Source organism: Photobacterium sp. CCB-ST2H9, from assembly GCF_023151555.2.
Taxonomy (GTDB): Bacteria; Pseudomonadota; Gammaproteobacteria; order Enterobacterales; family Vibrionaceae; genus Photobacterium.
Window position 1 is genome coordinate 356,424 of the sequence record NZ_CP100426.1, and the last position, 17,431, is coordinate 373,854.

The 17,431-nt window shown below is 49.1% G+C and carries 15 protein-coding genes; 4 read left to right on the forward strand and 11 right to left on the reverse strand.

Going from position 1 to position 17,431, the window contains the following annotated elements; translation table 11 throughout:
* Positions 1 to 12: 12 nt before the first annotated feature.
* The 3 genes from L4174_RS18170 to L4174_RS18180 all read right to left on the reverse strand — a co-directional run bounded on the left by L4174_RS18170 (position 13) and on the right by L4174_RS18180 (position 3,811).
* Positions 13 to 390, reverse strand: a complete 378-nt coding sequence (locus L4174_RS18170) for a hypothetical protein (RefSeq protein WP_248142504.1) — start codon at positions 388 to 390, stop codon at positions 13 to 15.
* Between the two features lie 135 nt (positions 391 to 525).
* Positions 526 to 2,529 carry a glycogen-debranching protein gene (locus tag L4174_RS18175; protein ID WP_248142503.1) on the reverse strand — a complete coding sequence of 668 codons (2,004 nt, stop codon included), beginning with the start codon at positions 2,527 to 2,529 and terminating at the stop codon, positions 526 to 528.
* 76 nt (positions 2,530 to 2,605) lie between these two features.
* The gene (locus L4174_RS18180) at positions 2,606 to 3,811 is read right to left on the reverse strand and encodes a maltoporin (RefSeq protein WP_248143330.1); all 1,206 of its coding nucleotides are present in this window, start codon (positions 3,809 to 3,811) and stop codon (positions 2,606 to 2,608) included.
* A 564-nt stretch (positions 3,812 to 4,375) separates the two neighbouring features.
* On the opposite strand from L4174_RS18180, the gene L4174_RS18185 reads away from it, so the two are divergent.
* Positions 4,376 to 5,116 (forward strand): AraC family transcriptional regulator, encoded by a 741-nt coding sequence (locus tag L4174_RS18185; protein ID WP_248142502.1) that lies wholly within the window; start codon positions 4,376 to 4,378, stop codon positions 5,114 to 5,116.
* Positions 5,117 to 5,220: 104 nt separating this feature from the next.
* Here the strand turns inward: L4174_RS18185 and pcaF are convergent, their stop codons facing one another.
* The 6 genes from pcaF to malK form a co-directional block, all read right to left on the reverse strand.
* The gene (pcaF, locus tag L4174_RS18190; protein ID WP_248142501.1) at positions 5,221 to 6,426 is read right to left on the reverse strand and encodes a 3-oxoadipyl-CoA thiolase; all 1,206 of its coding nucleotides are present in this window, start codon (positions 6,424 to 6,426) and stop codon (positions 5,221 to 5,223) included.
* Positions 6,419 to 7,087, reverse strand: a complete 669-nt coding sequence (locus tag L4174_RS18195) for an alpha/beta hydrolase (RefSeq protein ID WP_248142500.1) — start codon at positions 7,085 to 7,087, stop codon at positions 6,419 to 6,421. Before L4174_RS18195 ends, pcaF begins: the two co-directional genes overlap by 8 nt.
* Complete coding sequence (gene hemB, locus L4174_RS18200) at positions 7,074 to 8,066, reverse strand: porphobilinogen synthase (protein WP_371929426.1); 993 nt, start codon at positions 8,064 to 8,066, stop codon at positions 7,074 to 7,076. Before hemB ends, L4174_RS18195 begins: the two co-directional genes overlap by 14 nt.
* Entirely contained in the window at positions 8,063 to 8,896 is an 834-nt protein-coding gene (locus L4174_RS18205; RefSeq protein WP_248142499.1) for a 3-keto-5-aminohexanoate cleavage protein, read from the reverse strand. Before L4174_RS18205 ends, hemB begins: the two co-directional genes overlap by 4 nt.
* A 278-nt stretch (positions 8,897 to 9,174) precedes the next feature.
* On the reverse strand, positions 9,175 to 9,360 hold the full coding sequence (locus L4174_RS18210; protein WP_248142498.1) for a hypothetical protein: 186 nt from the start codon (positions 9,358 to 9,360) through the stop codon (positions 9,175 to 9,177).
* A 197-nt stretch (positions 9,361 to 9,557) separates the two neighbouring features.
* Complete coding sequence (gene malK, locus L4174_RS18215) at positions 9,558 to 10,667, reverse strand: maltose/maltodextrin ABC transporter ATP-binding protein MalK (protein WP_248142497.1); 1,110 nt, start codon at positions 10,665 to 10,667, stop codon at positions 9,558 to 9,560.
* Between the two features lie 604 nt (positions 10,668 to 11,271).
* On the opposite strand from malK, the gene malE reads away from it, so the two are divergent.
* From malE to malG, 3 genes are all read left to right on the forward strand, one after another.
* Entirely contained in the window at positions 11,272 to 12,453 is a 1,182-nt protein-coding gene (gene malE, locus L4174_RS18220) for a maltose/maltodextrin ABC transporter substrate-binding protein MalE (protein ID WP_248142496.1), read from the forward strand.
* Positions 12,454 to 12,559: 106 nt separating this feature from the next.
* The gene (gene malF, locus L4174_RS18225; protein WP_248143326.1) at positions 12,560 to 14,101 is read left to right on the forward strand and encodes a maltose ABC transporter permease MalF; all 1,542 of its coding nucleotides are present in this window, start codon (positions 12,560 to 12,562) and stop codon (positions 14,099 to 14,101) included.
* An 11-nt stretch (positions 14,102 to 14,112) separates the two neighbouring features.
* Positions 14,113 to 15,003, forward strand: a complete 891-nt coding sequence (gene malG / locus L4174_RS18230; RefSeq protein WP_248142495.1) for a maltose ABC transporter permease MalG — start codon at positions 14,113 to 14,115, stop codon at positions 15,001 to 15,003.
* Between the two features lie 486 nt (positions 15,004 to 15,489).
* Here the strand turns inward: malG and L4174_RS18235 are convergent, their stop codons facing one another.
* Positions 15,490 to 16,677: a GGDEF domain-containing protein gene (locus L4174_RS18235; protein ID WP_248142494.1), complete on the reverse strand. Its 1,188-nt coding sequence runs from the start codon at positions 16,675 to 16,677 to the stop codon at positions 15,490 to 15,492.
* Positions 16,678 to 16,885: 208 nt separating this feature from the next.
* Positions 16,886 to 17,431 carry a DUF1415 domain-containing protein gene (locus L4174_RS18240; RefSeq protein ID WP_248142493.1) on the reverse strand — a complete coding sequence of 182 codons (546 nt, stop codon included), beginning with the start codon at positions 17,429 to 17,431 and terminating at the stop codon, positions 16,886 to 16,888.

The following is a 17,431-nucleotide window of genomic DNA, read 5'->3' on the forward strand; positions in this document are numbered from 1 at the left end:
GTCAGCGGTTCCTTATAATCCGGACGAATGTTGTAACTGTAGAAGGTTTTGTTTCAGAGAAAGGAATTTGTCGGTGTGGCTGTCGCCGTAGAATTTTTTCAGGGCCAGGAGCGGGCAGTGCAGATAATCCAGACAGATACGACGAAAAATTCTCGACTGATGCCGGTTATCGATCGTGTTCAGCAAATGGAAAAAGACCCGCCGGAGAAAAAGCTCCTGGAGTAAGGGGTTTCTGACGGGTGTCGGTTGTCCGTAATAAGCGGCCAGGTTCATGCCCGCCTGCGTCATGTCGATGATGACGTCCTGCTCATATCCCGGGATCAGAGGGTGGTTGAGAAAACGATCCTCAGCCAGGAAATATTGCCGGTACAGCTCTCTGGTTTTGTCCATAAAACGCTCCACACCCCAATAAAATAATGATAATTATTATCATTATCGTGGTTGGGTTTCAAGCCTGTTCCCTGAAGTTTATACGAGGTCGCAGGCTTGTCGGGGTTTTAGCGTCATGAACAAAACTGAGTGTCATCAATCTGGCGCTCGGTGGAGAATCATCATTGAATGCGGACGCACATAAGTGGCGGTTTGTCTTAAGATTTTCGTCAGAACGCGACTATCGGCAGTATCTGTCAGGCATCTCCAGTGTGAATCCGGCAGAGCAAAACGCACGGGCAATTCGCCTGAATTGAATATGTACATCAGACTTTCTTCGCATGGTATGCGGATCAGACAGGCAAAGGGGGAGTTTTCAGCCCAAGTCTGTTCTGACAGATTTGCTCCGCAGTGATCCAGCCATTGAATTTCGACGGACTGAGTTTGAGCCGACAGTGCTTGAGTGAATGCTGGCATGATTGTTTGTCGCAATGTCAGCAATGACTGGCAGTACTGCCTGAAATCGCCCGATTGTACTTGACCTTCCCAGTTCACCCAGCTGATCGCGTTATCCTGGCAATATGCATTGTTATTTCCCAGCTGGCTGTGAGCGTGTAGATCGGCACCTAACAGGTGTGGGATGCCGAAGCTGAAGAGCAGACTGGTCATCAGGTTTCGTTTTTGCTGCTCACGTTTTTTAATGATCGCCGGAGCGTTGCTTTGACCTTCAATGCCATGATTATTCGACCGGTTGTCCGGGTGCCCGTCCCGATTGTCTTCACCGTTGTCACGGTTATGTTTTTCGCCGTAGGAAACTAAGTCCTGAAGCGTAAAGCCGTCATGGTAGCAGATATAATTGACGCTCATCTTTTCCGGCCAGTTCCAGGCCGGGAACCTTTCTTGTGAACCAAGCAACAAGGATGCGATTTCTGCGTTGGTGGCACGGTGCAGCCAGTAACTGCGCCAGGTATCCCTGAATGTGTCATTGCACTCGTGCCAGTGACCCGGGAAATGACCTAGTTGATAGCCATTTGGGCCAATATCCCAGGGCTCGGCAATCAGTTTGACCTGGCTGAGGACAGGATCATTGTTGATGGCTCTGAAAAATGCTGCGTTTTTACAAAACCTGTCGTCCTGCCGTCCCAGAGTTGCAGCCAGATCAAAACGAAAGCCATCAACCTGATAATTCAGAACCCAATGCCGTAATGATTGCAATACGGCTTCCAGTGCAGGCGGATGGCTGAGATCCACGGTATTGCCGCAGCCGGTGAAGTTTTTCAGGCCGCCGTTCTGATGGTGCAGATACGTTTGCTGATCCAGTGCTTTGAAGTGATAAATCGGTCCGCCGTCGCCTTCCTCGGCGGTGTGGTTGTAAACCACATCCAGAATGACTTCGATTCCGTGGCTATGCAGGGTACGGATCATGGTTTTACACTCCTTAACCGGATCTGCAATGGCAAAACGTCTGTCCGGCGCTGACCATGCCAGTGGGTTATATCCCCAGTAATTCGTCAGTGATTTTGTCTTAAGGTGACTTTCATCTGCTTTTGTTGCGATGGGCATGAGTTGCAGGCAGGTGATGTTGTTCTCTTTGAAATCGGCGAGTATGGCCGGGTGACACAGCCCCAGATAAGTGCCTTTTTGTTCAGGTGAAATCGCCGGGTGTTGTCTGGTATACCCTTTGACATGAATTTCACTGATGACAGTGTTGCTCAGCGGGGTTCCCGGATGTGTCCGGGTTTGCCAGTCGAAGTGATGACATGTTGTGAGTGAAACCCATTCCGGTGCGTCGTTTCCAGCGGTTATCTTCTCCGATGTTTGATGGCGTGAAAATTGATGACGCTGTAACACATTGTGCGCATGTGGGTCCAACAACCATTGGCGGGACTGAGTGGCCGGGTTGATCTGATAATAACTGTAAGCTGAATCAGCCTGAAGCGACGGAATGTACAGATACCAGTCACCATTGGGCTGTCGTGACATCGGGAAAGTCTCGATGATCTGACCGTTATCTCCGAACAGTGCTACAAATAATTGCTGGCTGTCCGGAGCATGTACACGAAAGTGGCAGCCTTGTTCCGTCAGTGTCGAGCCTAGGGGAACACCGGGATCCAAAGTCATATCCTGTCCCAAAGTTGGTTCTGGAATAGAAATTTTCATGAAAAACCTTAAAGGGCTGAAAAAAGAACAGCCAGTCTTTGAAGACTGGCTGTTTTGTCACTCAATGCAATGGTGATTACCACCAGGCTTCAACCTGAGCACCGATGTTATATTCGGTGTCGTTGCCAGAGCCAAAGGCATTATCATTGTCGTAGTCAGACAGATAACTGGCGTAGAAACGCAGTTCAGGACGCGCCCAGAAGCCTGGGCCAGCGGTAAATGCCTGAGCCAGAGTGAGCTTGCTACCAGATTTGTCGACGCCAGAATCATCTTCATCATAATAACCGGCTTCAATGATGGTTTTCATGTTGTTGTTCCACTTGTACTCAGGACGAACAACTGCACTCAGAATGGTGTGATCATCTTTGCTGTCAAAACTGGTTTTTGCAAAAATCAGCTGGTGGCCGATTTCCCAGGACGTTGAAGGCGCAATCACACCCCAGTTAATCAGGCGGTAGCCCAGTGCGTCATCATTCGAGGTCGCATTAAAGTAGTGCCCCGCGCCCAGACCGGCCATTTGTTCGCCATAGCCGTTTGAACCGGCCTGAACGGTTGATTTGTTGAAGCCGCCAAAGAAGTTGCCGATAGTCAGTTCACCAGTGAACATCGCACCATCATTGAAGGTCTCTGCGGCTTTCTGTGCATCTGTCTCATTCACCAGACCATAGTTCAGACCCAGTTCCAGGCTCAGGTCGCGTGCCAGTTTGATTTCAGAATAACGCAGGTCGATGTTATTGACGTTGACTTCACCGGAGTCATCCCGAATGACGGCAAAGGACACCTTACCCGGGCCAAAACTCAGTTTCTCGATACCGGCACCGGCACCTGATGTATCCCAGTAGTAGAAGTCTGAGATGTGAATGTCGTGGCGCTGGTAGTAACGTTTACCGGCCCACAGTGTGGCGTCTGCATCACCCGCAATGAAACCTTTTGCCTGAACGTTGAACTGGCGCAGTGCGATGTTGTCTGAACCGTCGTCGTTCACACCCAGGCCTTCCCAGTCGTTCGAACCGTCAGTTGCAACTGCCAGCATGGAGTCGACATAGAATGATTTGCCATTCTCGTTGTAGACTTCTTTTCCTAAACCCAGCTCGCCGTAAACATCATTTTCGTTCCCTAAACGGCCAACTTTGTTTTTCTCATAGGCGACAGGCGCACCGTTTTCACCGCTGATTCCGACACCGGCACGCATATAACCGTGAAAGTCGACGTCTTCTGCGTAGGTTGCAGCAGACATCAGTGCAGCGGATACAGCTGCTGCAGTCAGACAAATTTTGTTCAGTTTCATTGCATAAACTCCTTGATGGATGCGCTTTTTATTATCTTGCTCCGTTCCGGCTATTACCGAATCAGGCAGTCAGAGTGACCTGGTACAGATCTTGTCACTCTGTTGATCGCGTCCCTCAGCTGAATGACGGCACCGGGTCCTGTGAATCCGAGTGCCTCTGCAAAGGGGCGTCCGCTTTGGATGGTTTCATTCTGCGCCTGTCATAGACCAGTAACATCCTCCTCAATAACCTTGATTGATGGAGGAGCAGGGGGGATGAGTGTGGAGATCACACTTTGTAGGGGGAAGGTGAATTTTTATGCTGAATTTGAACTTTTTTGATCACTGGATCACGAATTTTCCGTCCAGGAAGGGGAACGTGCTTGAAATAAGCCCTTCAGATCACGTTTTCGCTGGGATGAGAAGTAAGGTGTAAGCCTAAGGTACAGAGCAGGAACCAATCAACATTGTGCTCTGTCATGAATTTGATTGTGTCTGCCCCACAGCATTGAGTGCTAACTAGAGACACAATAAGAAACTGGTGGTATATATGTAACAAGATGTTTCTGTGGCTCGACTATGAATATTGAATATTTCCTTCAAAATCCATTCATTCCTTTTCCTGAAGGGTATCTTGTTGTCAAAAACAAAAAACACCAGATTGTCGCCTGCAATGAAGCTCATCAGAAGTTAACAGGGATCCGTGAACATGCTCAGATGCTTGGCCTGACGGACGATGACTTGCCTTGGCGAAGTTATGCCAGCCTTTATCAGATGTATGAGAAAGATATTATGAGCGGGCGGCAATATAGCTTACGTCTGCCATTGATTGATGTATCAGGGTGTGTTCACCAGCTGTATATAAAGAAGCAAGTCATTCTGGATCAGCATGGCTTCATCGCCGGAACCGTGACACACGCACTATCCTTGAGCAGTCGTGAGAATGAGGGGATGTTCAATACACAATTTGCTGCAATTGAGCAAATTTCCCGCCTGAGAGACTGGCGCTTATTTCAAGTGTGCAAGCGGTTGTTACTGAACCCGAAGTGCGATCTTCCGATTGAGCAATATGCTGCGGATGTAGGGATGGCATCAAGAAGTTTATCAAGACTGTTTAAATCAGAACTTGGCTTAGGCTTTTCGCAAATGCGCAAGTTGATCCGTGTCTACCTTTCGATTCCAGAATTGTTACATGGCCGCAGACCGAGTCAGGTTGCACTGGATTTTGGTTACCAGTCTCAAGCGAGCTATTCAACCGTCTTTAAACAAATCACCGGATTTTCTCCCGTATGTTACGTCAAAGCTCATGCTTGTGAATGAACTTTGAGATGATCCGGCACGGAATGAATAACCAGCTTTGGGAAGAAGCCAAGTGCACCGTGTTCATCGGAGACACTTGGCCAAAGCGGTTCAATTAATGCAGCTTAATTGACCGATTCAATGATCATAGCAACACCTTGTCCTACGCCAACACACATAGAACATAATGCATAACGCCCGTTTGATTCTTTAAGTTGTCGCGCGGCTGTACCGACAATACGTGTGCCACTCATGCCGAGCGGGTGCCCAAGTGCAATCGCACCACCATTCGGGTTAATGCGCGGATCGGTTGCATTCAAATTTAAGGCTTTTAATACCGCAAGTACCTGAGCAGAGAAGGCTTCGTTGATTTCAATCACGTCCATGTCTTTCAGCTGTAATCCTGAGAGCGACAGGACTTTCTGAATGGCGGGCGCAGGACCGATCCCCATCACACGCGGTTCGACGCCACTGGTCGCGTAAGCCACTACACGCGCCATTGGTGTGAGATGATGCAGGTCCAGTGCACTGCGACTTGCGAGTAAAAGAGCGGCTGCACCATCATTGACACCCGAAGCATTCCCCGCAGTAATCGTGCCATCGGAGCATACAACAGGACGCAGCTGGCTGAGCTTTTCTGGAAGCGTGAGTCTCGGATGTTCATCCAGGGTGACAGTTTCAACCTGATGTTTACCCACTGAAACTTCAACGGGCACTATCTCGTGCTGATAGAAACCACGTTCCAGAGCGTCGCAGTATTTTCTCTGGCTGTCGAACGCAAAGTTGTCTTGAGCGGTTCTGGAGATCCCAAAGTTCTGAGCCAAATTTTCTGCCGTCTGAGGCATCGAATCCGCGCCGAACTGTGCGGCAAGTTTCGGGTTGATAAATCGCCAGCCGATTGTTGTGTCATACAGTTCAGCATGACGCGAAAAGGCCTGCTCAGGTTTGGGCATGACCAGCGGCGCCCGTGACATAGATTCGACACCACCGGCAATCATCAGCTGTGTTTCTTGAGTTTTGATGGCTCGGGTTGCAGTTGCAATTGCATCCATACCTGAAGCGCAAAGCCGATTGACAGTCATGCCCGGAACTTCTTGCGGCACCCCAGCCAGTAATGAGCTCATCCGGGCGACATTACGGTTATCTTCCCCGGCCTGATTAGCGCAACCCAGAACAATCTCATCAATCTCGCTTGCGTTTAGATGCGGATTTCGCTCAATCAATGTTCTTAAAGTCAGAGCGGCTAAATCATCAGGCCGACATTGTGCCAGTTTGCCTGCATATTTGCCGATAGGGGTTCTTATGTAATCGCAGATATACGCATCATTCATAACAAAGCTCCTGGCTTGTCAAAACTTCGCGTGCCTGAGATATTTCTTCGTCGGAAATGAGATGGTCACGACTGTCGAAAATTTTCACATCAACGTTGGCACCACAGGTTGTAAAGTATTGGGCTGTGTCCTGTACGCGCTGAGCGGGTACCCAGGTATCTGTCTGACTCCCTGTAAGGTAGATTTTCACATCATTCAGCGCAGCAGATCCTGCAATATTCAGTTCGAGCTCTGGTCCAAAAAGCCCCCCTGTAAAGCCGATGCAACAACGTACTGGTTTCATCGATTCTTTGAGATATTGCATTGCGATACATGCCCCTTGTGAGAAACCAACAAGAGAAATTTGGTTGAGTGGGATTCCAGACTCCACCAAGAAAACGATCAGGCTGTCGAGGTAGTTCAATGCATCATTGAGCTGAGGTTGATTGTCCGAGATTTCCCGCATGAAGCCCCGGGGATACCATGTATTTTCCGGCGCTATGGGCGCGAGGACTGTGTAGTTTGAAATATCCAGCTTTTCATACAATTTCTGCATGTCTTGCGTCGTTTGCCTTCTGCCATGCAAAAGGATAACGACCGGGTGTTTTGGAGAAATGGGCTGGCCAAATTGCTCTAACTGAAACAGGTTGGGTTGAATTGAATTCCGACTATTGACTGACATTGTGACCTTCCTGTAACCATTGGGCGATGCGTCTGGCGAAGTAAGTCACCACGATATCTGCACCGGCACGTTTGAAGCCGAGCATGGTTTCCATAACCGACTGCCGTTCATCGACAAGACCAGCCTGTATCGCATGTTGCAGAATTGCGTACTCGCCGCTGACTTGGTACACGGCAACGGGCAGGTTGGTGTTTTCACGGATGCGGTGAACAATGTCGAGATAAGGTGTGCCGGGTTTGACCATTAAGATATCGGCACCTTCTTGTTCATCCAGTGAAGCTTCTGTCAGGGCTTCCCGGCCGTTTGCCGGATTGGCCTGATAGGCTTTGCGATCGCCGGTCAACTCACAATCCACCGCTTGGCGGAATGGGCCGTAAAATGCAGAAGCATATTTCATGGAATGGGCCAGGATGCCGACATGAGTGTATCCGGCCTTATCAAGAGCCTGACGAATCGCCTGTGTCTGGCCGTCCATCATGGTCGAAGGAGCCAGCATGTCAGCCCCGGCTTTTGCTGCGGTCACTGCTTGTTTGGCTAAATTATCCAGTGTGGCGTCATTATCGACATCGTCCTGATGAATCACACCACAGTGGCCGTGTGTCGTGTATTCACAAAAACAGATATCGGGGATCACAACCATGTCTGGACATGCCTGTTTAATCGTTCGGATCATACGCGCAAGCAAACCCTGATCATCCCACGTATCAGAGCCTTGGCTGTCTTTCGTATGCGAAATGCCAAATGGCATCACGTAACGGATACCGAGTTCGTACAACTCACGAACTTCCTGAGCGACATTCTGTTCTGCATAGCGCACTAATCCCGGCAGCGCATCGATCGGTTTATTTGTCGTAATCTGCTCTTCGATAAAAATAGGCTGGATTAAATCCTGAATCTCGATCTGGTGTTCCTGAACGAGTTTTCGAAGATGAGGCGTTGCTCTGAGGCGTCGCTGCCGACGGTACATCGTTGTCATCATGATTGTCCTTTCGTTAACCCAAGCATGGTTCTGGCATCATCAGGGGAGGCTATTTCCCGGCCCAGTTCACGGGATAAACGGACAATTCGCTCAACCAGCTGCGCATTACCGCTGGCTAGTTCGCCACGATGGTAGTAGACGTTATCTTCCAATCCCGTTCTGACATGTCCGCCAAGTAATAAGGTATGCGCATTGATCGGCAACTGATGTTTCCCGATGGCAAGTGCACTCCAGGTACTGTTTTCCGGTAAGTTATCGATCAAATTTAAGAGGTTTTTTAGCGTGGCAGGGGTACCGCCATGAATGCCCAGGGCAAGTGAGTACATGGTTGACTCTGGGATTAATCCGGCCGCTAGCAATGCGTTAGCCTCGGAAATGACGCCAGTGTGGTAAACCTCCACTTCGGGGAGAATCTGATGTGATTTGAGTGCTTCTGCGAGTTGAGTGTAATCCTGAGGAGCGTTGACAAATGGTTTACTGCCATGGTTAACAGAACCGCAGTTAAAAGATGCAATTTCGGGACGGAACTCTACGTGGTTCCATGCTGTTTCGATGGGCATCTCGTCAGGAAGGTTGTAGGACGAAGTGCTGAGGTTCAGCAAAATATCGCAACGTTCACGTACTTTGGCTACGATCTCTCCCCATATCCCTTTCTCATAACTCGGTTTTCCGTGGATATCCCTGGCATGAATATGCGCGATACAAGCACCGGCATTCCAGGCTTGATAGGCTGATTCAGCAATTTCGTCCGGCGTGTAGGGCACGCTGGGATGTTTCTGTCTTGAGGTGATACCGCCATTGATCGCTGCGGTGATCATTAACTTATTCATGACCGCACATTTTGTCCTGTATGATTGATTTGGATGCATTTTTATGGTTTTAGGACGAAAAGTATTTCGCGAATCGGACACATCTTTATTCAAATCGGACAAGGAAATGGTTGCAGGCGGTCGATTGAATGCAGCAACAGGCGAAGAGGATATTCAGGGCACAGCTGAACCCGGCGCGTTTAAGACAGGATGAAACTCTTTCCGTTATTGTCAGGCTCAAGATAAAGAGAAGCCCGGTCAGAGTGACTGACCGGGCGGAGGAATTGATGCTGGTGGCGCTATTCCCCATCATCAGGATAGAAGCGACCTTCCGGCGAGTACGGCTCCCTGTCGTCAACGATACTCTGGTGGCCGCGGATTTCTTTCAGCTGGTTTTCCAGCATTCGGACCTGCTGATAGTCCCCATCCTGATATGCGGCGGTGAGGCGTTGTTCGATGTCTTCAATGCGTTCTCGGATACTCATTGTGACCTCCGACTCATGTACAGTGTCGCAATCAGTGTCAGGTGGTGTCTTCCTGACACATCCCAATAACAATCATACTTGAAAATAGCGGTCCTGCTCATTCCGATCGCATTGGTTCATCCTGCGGGTTTATAAATAACAGGAATAAAAAAACGGGCACGTGAATCATGCCCGTTCAATGTGTCGCTAGGGGGAGGTTATACCCCTTGTTCCTGATGCAGACGACGGCACGCTTTGCCATCACGATGGAACAAATGACAACGGTAGGCCGGAATACCGACGCTGAGGGTCTCACCTGTGTCCACATCCAGCACATCCGGCTGACGGAAGATGAAATCGGCATCGACGCCTTTCAGGTTCAGGTAAACCTGAGTTTCATGCCCCAGCTTCTCGACGACCTGAATTTTTCCTTCAACGACGGCATCGCCTTGGTCTTCTGTCGTCAGATGTTCAGGGCGAATCCCCAGTGACATGCGGTCACCGCGGGTCACAGTTGTGCCGTCTACCGGAATCCAGAAGGTGGTTCCGTTGGCAAGCTGCACCATCACGCGATCCGTTTCCACCTGTTCGACGAATACACTCATGAAGTTCATTTTCGGGGAGCCGATAAAGCCTGCGACGAACCGGTTTTCCGGGTAGTGATAAAGTTCCAGTGGTTTGCCAACCTGAGAGACGGCGCCGCCATCCAGTACAACGATCTTATCGGCCATTGTCATGGCTTCGACCTGATCATGGGTGACATAAATCATGGTGCTGCCCAGTTGCTTATGCAGCTTCGCGATTTCGATTCGCATCTGGACACGCAGTGCGGCGTCAAGGTTTGAAAGCGGCTCATCCAGCAGGAAGACATTCGGCTGAGCAACCAGCGTCCGGCCGATTGCGACGCGCTGACGCTGTCCGCCAGACAGTGCTTTGGGTTTACGTTCCAGTAAATGACCCAGTTGCAGAATATCGGCTGCATGCGCAACGCGCTTCCGGATTTCTTCTTTGTCTGCCCGGGCGAGCTTCATCCCGAAAGACATGTTGTCAAACAGGTTCAGGTGCGGATACAGGGCATAAGACTGGAAAACCATACCCACGCCACGCTGAGCCGGCGGAATATCGTTCATCCGTTGCTCTCCGATGTACAGATCGCCGGAAGTGATGTCTTCCAGGCCGGCAATACAGCGCAGCAGTGTTGATTTTCCGCAGCCCGAAGGCCCAACGAAGACCACGAATTCGCCTTCTGCAATATCCAGATCGACATTCTTTGATATCAGGTTTTCGCCATAAGCTTTGCAAACATTGCGTAAAGTGACACTCGCCATCCGGCTTACCTCTATATGTTGTTTCCAGCCCGCGTCGTGGTCATTGCCGGTCGGCGTGCCGATAAAAGTCGGTGAAGAAAAAAAAGGGTAGCGCCGAAATGAACGGCAGTTACTGATAAGGTCGCTACCCATAATCCACAGGAGAGACTTCCCCAAGCTTTCCCGTAGTGTGCTGATGCCAAGCAATGGACATCAAAGCTGCTGATGTCAGCAACAGTCAACAATAAAAGACAGTGTTACAGTTGAACAAGCTCAAGCCATGTTGAGGGTGTTGTCATTGTGCGTAAAACTGACTCAGGCAACATCCTCCTTCAAGGATTCTTCCCGGGGGGATGAGGGGGGATGAGTGTTTGGATCACACTTTACAACCTGATGTACTGCCTGATGATTTCATTGCAAGTAGTATGTGCGTCCCGTCACGAATAGGGCTCGTTTTTAGATCAGGGTCACTGAACGTGATGATGATGATCACGCTTTTCACTATCCATGATGGGGGGCGTAGCGCTTAGGATGATGCCCTATAAGAATGACTGATAGATGATAGAGGCTGGAAAATGTGTTGTCAGTTCACGCTGCAACGATAACCATCTGGAAGGATATAACAATGAAGAAAGTCCTCAGTACTGTCGCACTCTGCACCCTTGCCGCACTTGGTTCTGTCTCAGCTCATGCAGCAATTGAGGAAGGCCAGCTGACCATTTGGATTAATGGTGATAAAGGCTACAACGGTCTGGCGGAAGTCGGTAAACAGTTTGAAGCTGACACTGGCATCAAAGTGACTGTTGAGCACCCGGATAAGCTGGAAGAGAAATTCCCTCAGCTTGCCTCAACGGGAGACGGTCCGGATATCGTATTCTGGGCACACGATCGCTTTGGCGGTTATGCGCAGGCGGGTTTGCTGACTGAAGTGAAACCATCTGACGAGTTCCGCAGCAAGTTCGCGGATTTCACCTGGGATGCCGTGTCTTATAACGGGAAGTACGTCGGCTATCCGGTCGCGGTTGAAGCATTGTCGCTTATCTACAACAAAGATTTACTGCCAACACCACCAAAGAACTGGGAAGACGTGGCTGCACTGGACGCCAAGCTGAAAAAACAGGGCAAACGCGCCATCATGTGGAACCTGCAGGAACCTTTCTTCACCTGGCCTCTGCTTGCAGCAGATGGTGGTTATGCCTTCAAATTTACCGCATCCGGTTATGATGCCAAAGATGTGGGTGTCAATAATGCCGGTGCGAAGCGTTCAATGAACTTCGTGAAGAGTCTGGTTGAAAAAGGTGTCATTGCTCCAGATGTGAACTACGCCATCGCCGAAGCTGGTTTCAACAAAGGTGAAGTGGCGATGACCATTAATGGTCCATGGTCCTGGGCAAACATTGATAAAGCCGGCATCAATTATGGTGTTGCCATGCTGCCGAAACTGAATGGCAATCCTTCCAAACCTTTTGTCGGTGTGTTGACTGCGGGTATCAGCTCTGCATCACCAAACAAAGACCTGGCTGTTGAGTTTCTGGAGAACTACCTGCTGACCAGCGACGGCTTGCGTAGAGTGAACAATGATACACCGCTGGGCGCGGTTGCGCTGAACGCTTTCCAGGAGGAACTGAGTTCAGATGCACGAATTGCTGCGACCATGGGGAATGCGATGAACGGCGAAATTATGCCGAATATCCCGCAAATGTCTTCTTTCTGGTATGCAGAAAAAGCAGCAATTAATAACGTTGTAAACGGTCGTCAGTCTGTGGATGAAGCACTGAATACTGTTGCTGACCGAATGACCAAGTAAACTTACCTATCGGAGCAGGCAGTCGTCTGCTCCTTCCTCTGACGTACTGCGAGGAATGCTGATGCAGTCTCATCCTGTTGCCGAACTGGCGCTTGACGCTACCGATATGACAAAAAATTCAACAACCAAGCCTGCATTAAGAACCTGGTTCAAGTGGGCAGCGCTGGGGGGAATCAGCGCCATCAATGGTTACGCCATGATTCTGATGTATGCGCGTTCAGAGTATGCGTTTGCATTGCTGACGCTGATTCTGACCTCACTGGGTGTGTATGTCTTTGCCCGAAAGCGGACCTATGCCCATCGCTACATTTTCCCGGGCATTGCCGGCATGATTTTATTCATCATTTTCCCGCTGACTTATACAGTGAGTCTGGCATTCACCAATTACAGCGGTACGAATCAGCTGAGTTTTGAGCGGGCGCAGTCTGTTCTGATGGAGCAAAGTTTTCAGTCAGGACAAGGGTATAACTTTTCGCTGTACGGAAACGACGGTCAGTATCAGTTGGCACTGGAAACGGACGAAGGAATTTATCTCAGTGATGGCCTTGATCTGAACGCATTACCCGGTTCACTGAATCTTCACCCTGCATCCGCGCCATCTGCCGGGAAAGCGCCTCTGAAAATGGTGATTCAGCATCGTCAGCAGCTCAGTGCACTGACAGTTGTCTTACCTGATGGCGAACAGCTGACGATGTCGGGGTTAAGGAAGTTTGCAGCCAGTGAGCCGCTTTATCAGCTTCAGAGTGATGGCGAAACGCTGGTGAATCAGAAAACCCAGGCTGTGTATCAGCCGAACTGGGAAATCGGTTTTTATCAGCAGGTTGATGAAGCAGGGCAGTTTATCGGCCAGCCGCTCTCTCCCGGGTTCATCGTGAATATTGGCTGGGATAATTTTACCCGTATCTTTACTGACCCCGGAATTCAGGGACCTTTCATCAGTATCTTTGTCTGGACAGTCTTGTTCTCCGGACTGACGGTTGTTTTCACGCTGGCTGTGGGGGTGGTGCTGGCACAGGTCGTATCCTGGGAAGCGCTCAAGGGGCGTGGTGTTTACCGTGTGTTGCTCATTTTACCTTATGCGGTTCCGGCATTTATCTCGATTCTGATTTTTAAGGGCTTGTTTAATCAAAGCTTTGGTGAAATTAATCAGGTGTTAGAAGGGCTGTTCGGTCTGAGTCCGTCATGGTTTACCGATCCATTCCTGGCTAAGACAATGATCCTGATTGTAAATACCTGGCTGGGTTATCCTTACATGATGATTCTGGCCATGGGGCTGCTGAAAGCGATCCCGGATGACTTGTACGAGGCGTCCGCGATGGATGGCGCAGGGCCGCTGGATAATTTCTTCCGCATTACCTTGCCAATGCTGGTGAAACCAATGATCCCGCTGTTGATCGCGACCTTTGCGTTCAATTTCAATAACTTTGTTCTGATCCAGCTGCTGACGAACGGTGCACCGGACATGCTGGGCACCAGTGTGCCGGCCGGGCATACAGACTTGCTGGTGAGCTATACCTACAGGATTGCCTTCGAAGGTTCCGGTGGTCAGGACTTTGGTCTGGCAGGGGCGATAGCAACACTGATCTTCTTGCTGGTCGGCGGTTTATCGCTGCTGAATATGAAATTCTCAAAACTGGATCTTGAGTAAGGGAAAAACACATGGCTATGGTACAAGCTAAATCTTTGAAATACAGGGTATGGGCGACACATATCGCAATGTGGTGTTTCCTTGCTCTCATCATGTTGCCGCTGCTGATGGTCGTCGCGATCTCGTTCCGGGAAGGGAACTACGCTTCAGGTGAGCTGATTCCAAGCGATCCATCCTTAGAGCACTGGAAACTGGCGCTGGGCATTGCAATTGAACATGCCGACGGGAGCAAGACGCTGCCTCCGTTCCCGGTCCTGACCTGGCTGTGGAATTCGGTGAAAGTTGCGGGACTGACTGCCATTGGTATTGTGGCATTGTCCACAACCTGTGCTTACGCTTTTGCCCGTATGAAGTTTGTCGGAAAAAGCCATATTCTGCGTGCTATGCTGATATTGCAGATGTTTCCGCCAGTACTGGCACTGGTTGCGCTCTATGCATTGTTTGACCGGCTGGGTGCTTATGTCCCATTCCTTGGAATGAATACGCACGGCGGTGTGATCTTTGCTTATATGGGAGGTATTGCGCTGCACGTATGGACAATCAAAGGCTATTTTGAGTCGATTGATGCGTCACTTGAAGAAGCGGCGGCACTGGATGGCGCGACACCGTGGCAGGCTTTCAGGCTGGTTTTATTGCCGCTTTCTGTACCTATCCTTGCTGTCGTGTTTATTCTTTCATTCATTGCCGCAGTTACAGAAGTTCCTGTTGCATCCTTGTTGTTACGTGATGTAAATTCCTACACATTAGCTGTTGGAATGCAGCAATATTTGTATCCGCAGAATTACTTATGGGGTGACTTCGCGGCAGCCGCTGTGTTGTCTGCGATGCCAATCACCATCGTATTTTTGCTGGCCCAGAAGTTTCTTGTCGGTGGTTTAACTGCCGGCGGGGTAAAGGGATAAAAATAAGAAAATGGCCCATGTTCACTTAGGGTGGGCCAATCCCCCGGAGTTGAAGCCTTAACATTTGGTTTGGCCGCCGATCAGTTAAGTCACTTCACCCACATTATTGGCGTTGCTGCATAGCTGGACTTGCGCTTTGTTCTGAACAAAACAGCAGGTTGATTTGGTAACCAAAGCCCGGTGTTTTCACCGGGCTTTTTTATTATTTTGTTTTTTTGTATCGGTAAAAGCAGGCTTCTCGTGCTGACGTACATCAAGCAAACCGTGGGTATAAGCAACTTGGATGAAACGCCGAGATTCCATCTGAAACATGTCCGGTTTCAGAACAGGGGATGAGGGGATGGATGGACAAAGAGAAAGGCAGTAGAGCTGACAGAAGCAGGCTAGTTAGACGTATTTCGGTGTGAACAATTTCTTGTGCACACCGAAAATAAAACACCACCTGTAAAAGTGGCACTTTGAAGATTTCAAATGTCCGGCATGGTTTCAGACGATCTGATTTCTGCCATTTTGCTTGGCTTTATACAGCGCTTTGTCCGCCACTTTCAGAACATTGGCCGTTCTGGAATCTTCCTGACTGTCGGCGACACCAATACTCACTGTAATTTGCACGGTTTCCTGATTTTTCGTAGTGCCGCGTTTCCTTTTGCCTTCGACATCATTCAACGGGCGTGTCTCAATATCCCGGATATGCATCGGATAGTTCGCGATAGCTTCACGTAATTCTTCCAAAGCCTCTAAACACTGGTTTTTACGCTTTCCTTTGAAAAGAATGGTGAATTCTTCTCCGCCATACCGATAGACATCGGCTTTGATGTTGATATTCAGCAAAAACTGCGCAACCAGCCGAAGGACATCATCCCCGGTTTTGTGGCCGTATTGATCATTAAACTGCTTGAAGTGATCAACATCCAGCATCGCAAGTGTATAGGTTCTGCCCAGATGCTTCAGTTCTGTTTCCATGGCCCGCCGGCCCGGAATCCCTGTCAGCGGATCAATAAATGCCAGCTCATGAGAACAGGACATCAGATTCAGCAAAAGCAGGCCGGACGCAACGGTAAAAGCAACACTGGAAATAAAAGGCTGCTGAAACTGGGCCAAGGTGAGCCCGGAAAACAGCAGACAGATAAATGTTGCCTGATCATAGCCCTGATTACGTTTCAGGATGATTGAAGCACTGGCACAGCTCAGCGACAGCAGCATTAAGATCAACACTAACGGTAAAGGTGAGAAGTCACCCAAAGTGTAGAAATAGGTTTGCCACATTTCTGTGTCCTGGTTGGGTTCAACATGCTTGACGAGCAGCCACCCCCAGGAGATCTGAAGACCGAGTACGGCCAGATAAATCAACCCGAAACGCGAGAAAAGCCGTCGCTCGGGGATGAAATGAAGCTGAAACAGGTTCAAAGGCAGCAATATTGCCAGCAAGATATAAGTCAGCCCGGTTTTTGACTGAGCAAGCGGCGTTTGCAGATTCTGCTGGATCAGGTAATAGGCAAGCAGCATCAGCATCGCGCTGATTCCTGTTTTACTCTGATTGAACGGCTGGCACAGCATCATGACCAGGCTCAACAGGATGTAGGGAAGCAGCAGCAACACTTCAATATGCTGTGACATAAAAGCCACAATATCGCCGTGTACAGCAAACGTGCCTGTAACGAGTGCTAAAGGCATCGCGAAACGCATTTTAGCATTTCTAAATACTGAGAATGAAAATGGTTGCATTACAATATTCCCTGTCAAGGAGATATCATAGCTAACTTGATGCTTAATCCCAACAAATTTGAATGCCTGTATGAAATATGTCTGGTTAATATAAGGTACTGAATCATGGGCTATAGCTATAGAATGAAAAAGCCCTGCAAGATGCGGGGCTGCAATGTTAGTTTTTGCTAATTAAATAAGGGAAAAGGCGACGGATTTCTTCATCCGTGAGCGCGTTCATTTTTTCTATATTCCGCTCCGGTATAGCATCCGGATCGGGATAATGCGCCAGCACTTTTTCCATACTGTCTTCTCGAATTAAATGGAAGATTGGATAGGGTGCACGGTTAGTCAGGTTCTCAGCATCATCGGGTGCTGCACCATAGAAACAGTAATCAGGATGAAAACTTGCCACCTGATAGATACCTTCTTTTCCACACTGGCTGATTAGCGCCTCTACCATATCAAGAAACTGATTGTACTCGTCAAAATCCTGTAAAAGGTTCGGACAAACGACAAGGCTGGTATCAAGATCACATGCTGGGGTGTCATCCAGCCGTTTTATTTCTTGATAAATACCTTCCAGAAGTGCTTCCAGAGAATCAGTTTCATAAACAGCAATACGAATCTGTTCATTTCTTCGTGGCTTTGCTGCAAAAGGACACAAGTTTAGTCCAATGACAACTTCATCAAGCCATTGTTCAACTTTGAGGAGATAAGACAT

What these genes read in the sequence shown, in the direction of transcription:
- malG (WP_248142495.1), top strand. Translation starts at nt 14,113, where the DNA reads ATGGCTATGGTACAAGCTAAATCTTTGAAATACAGGGTATGGGCGACA.
- L4174_RS18195 (WP_248142500.1), bottom strand. Translation starts at nt 7,087, where the DNA reads ATGTCAGTCAATAGTCGGAATTCAATTCAACCCAACCTGTTTCAGTTA.
- hemB (WP_371929426.1), bottom strand. Translation starts at nt 8,066, where the DNA reads ATGATGACAACGATGTACCGTCGGCAGCGACGCCTCAGAGCAACGCCT.
- L4174_RS18205 (WP_248142499.1), bottom strand. Translation starts at nt 8,896, where the DNA reads ATGAATAAGTTAATGATCACCGCAGCGATCAATGGCGGTATCACCTCA.
- malE (WP_248142496.1), top strand. Translation starts at nt 11,272, where the DNA reads ATGAAGAAAGTCCTCAGTACTGTCGCACTCTGCACCCTTGCCGCACTT.
- pcaF (WP_248142501.1), bottom strand. Translation starts at nt 6,426, where the DNA reads ATGAATGATGCGTATATCTGCGATTACATAAGAACCCCTATCGGCAAA.
- L4174_RS18185 (WP_248142502.1), top strand. Translation starts at nt 4,376, where the DNA reads ATGAATATTGAATATTTCCTTCAAAATCCATTCATTCCTTTTCCTGAA.
- L4174_RS18175 (WP_248142503.1), bottom strand. Translation starts at nt 2,529, where the DNA reads ATGAAAATTTCTATTCCAGAACCAACTTTGGGACAGGATATGACTTTG.
- L4174_RS18210 (WP_248142498.1), bottom strand. Translation starts at nt 9,360, where the DNA reads ATGAGTATCCGAGAACGCATTGAAGACATCGAACAACGCCTCACCGCC.
- malF (WP_248143326.1), top strand. Translation starts at nt 12,560, where the DNA reads ATGACAAAAAATTCAACAACCAAGCCTGCATTAAGAACCTGGTTCAAG.
- L4174_RS18240 (WP_248142493.1), bottom strand. Translation starts at nt 17,431, where the DNA reads ATGTCTTATCTCCTCAAAGTTGAACAATGGCTTGATGAAGTTGTCATT.
- malK (WP_248142497.1), bottom strand. Translation starts at nt 10,667, where the DNA reads ATGGCGAGTGTCACTTTACGCAATGTTTGCAAAGCTTATGGCGAAAAC.
- L4174_RS18170 (WP_248142504.1), bottom strand. Translation starts at nt 390, where the DNA reads ATGGACAAAACCAGAGAGCTGTACCGGCAATATTTCCTGGCTGAGGAT.
- L4174_RS18235 (WP_248142494.1), bottom strand. Translation starts at nt 16,677, where the DNA reads ATGCCTTTAGCACTCGTTACAGGCACGTTTGCTGTACACGGCGATATT.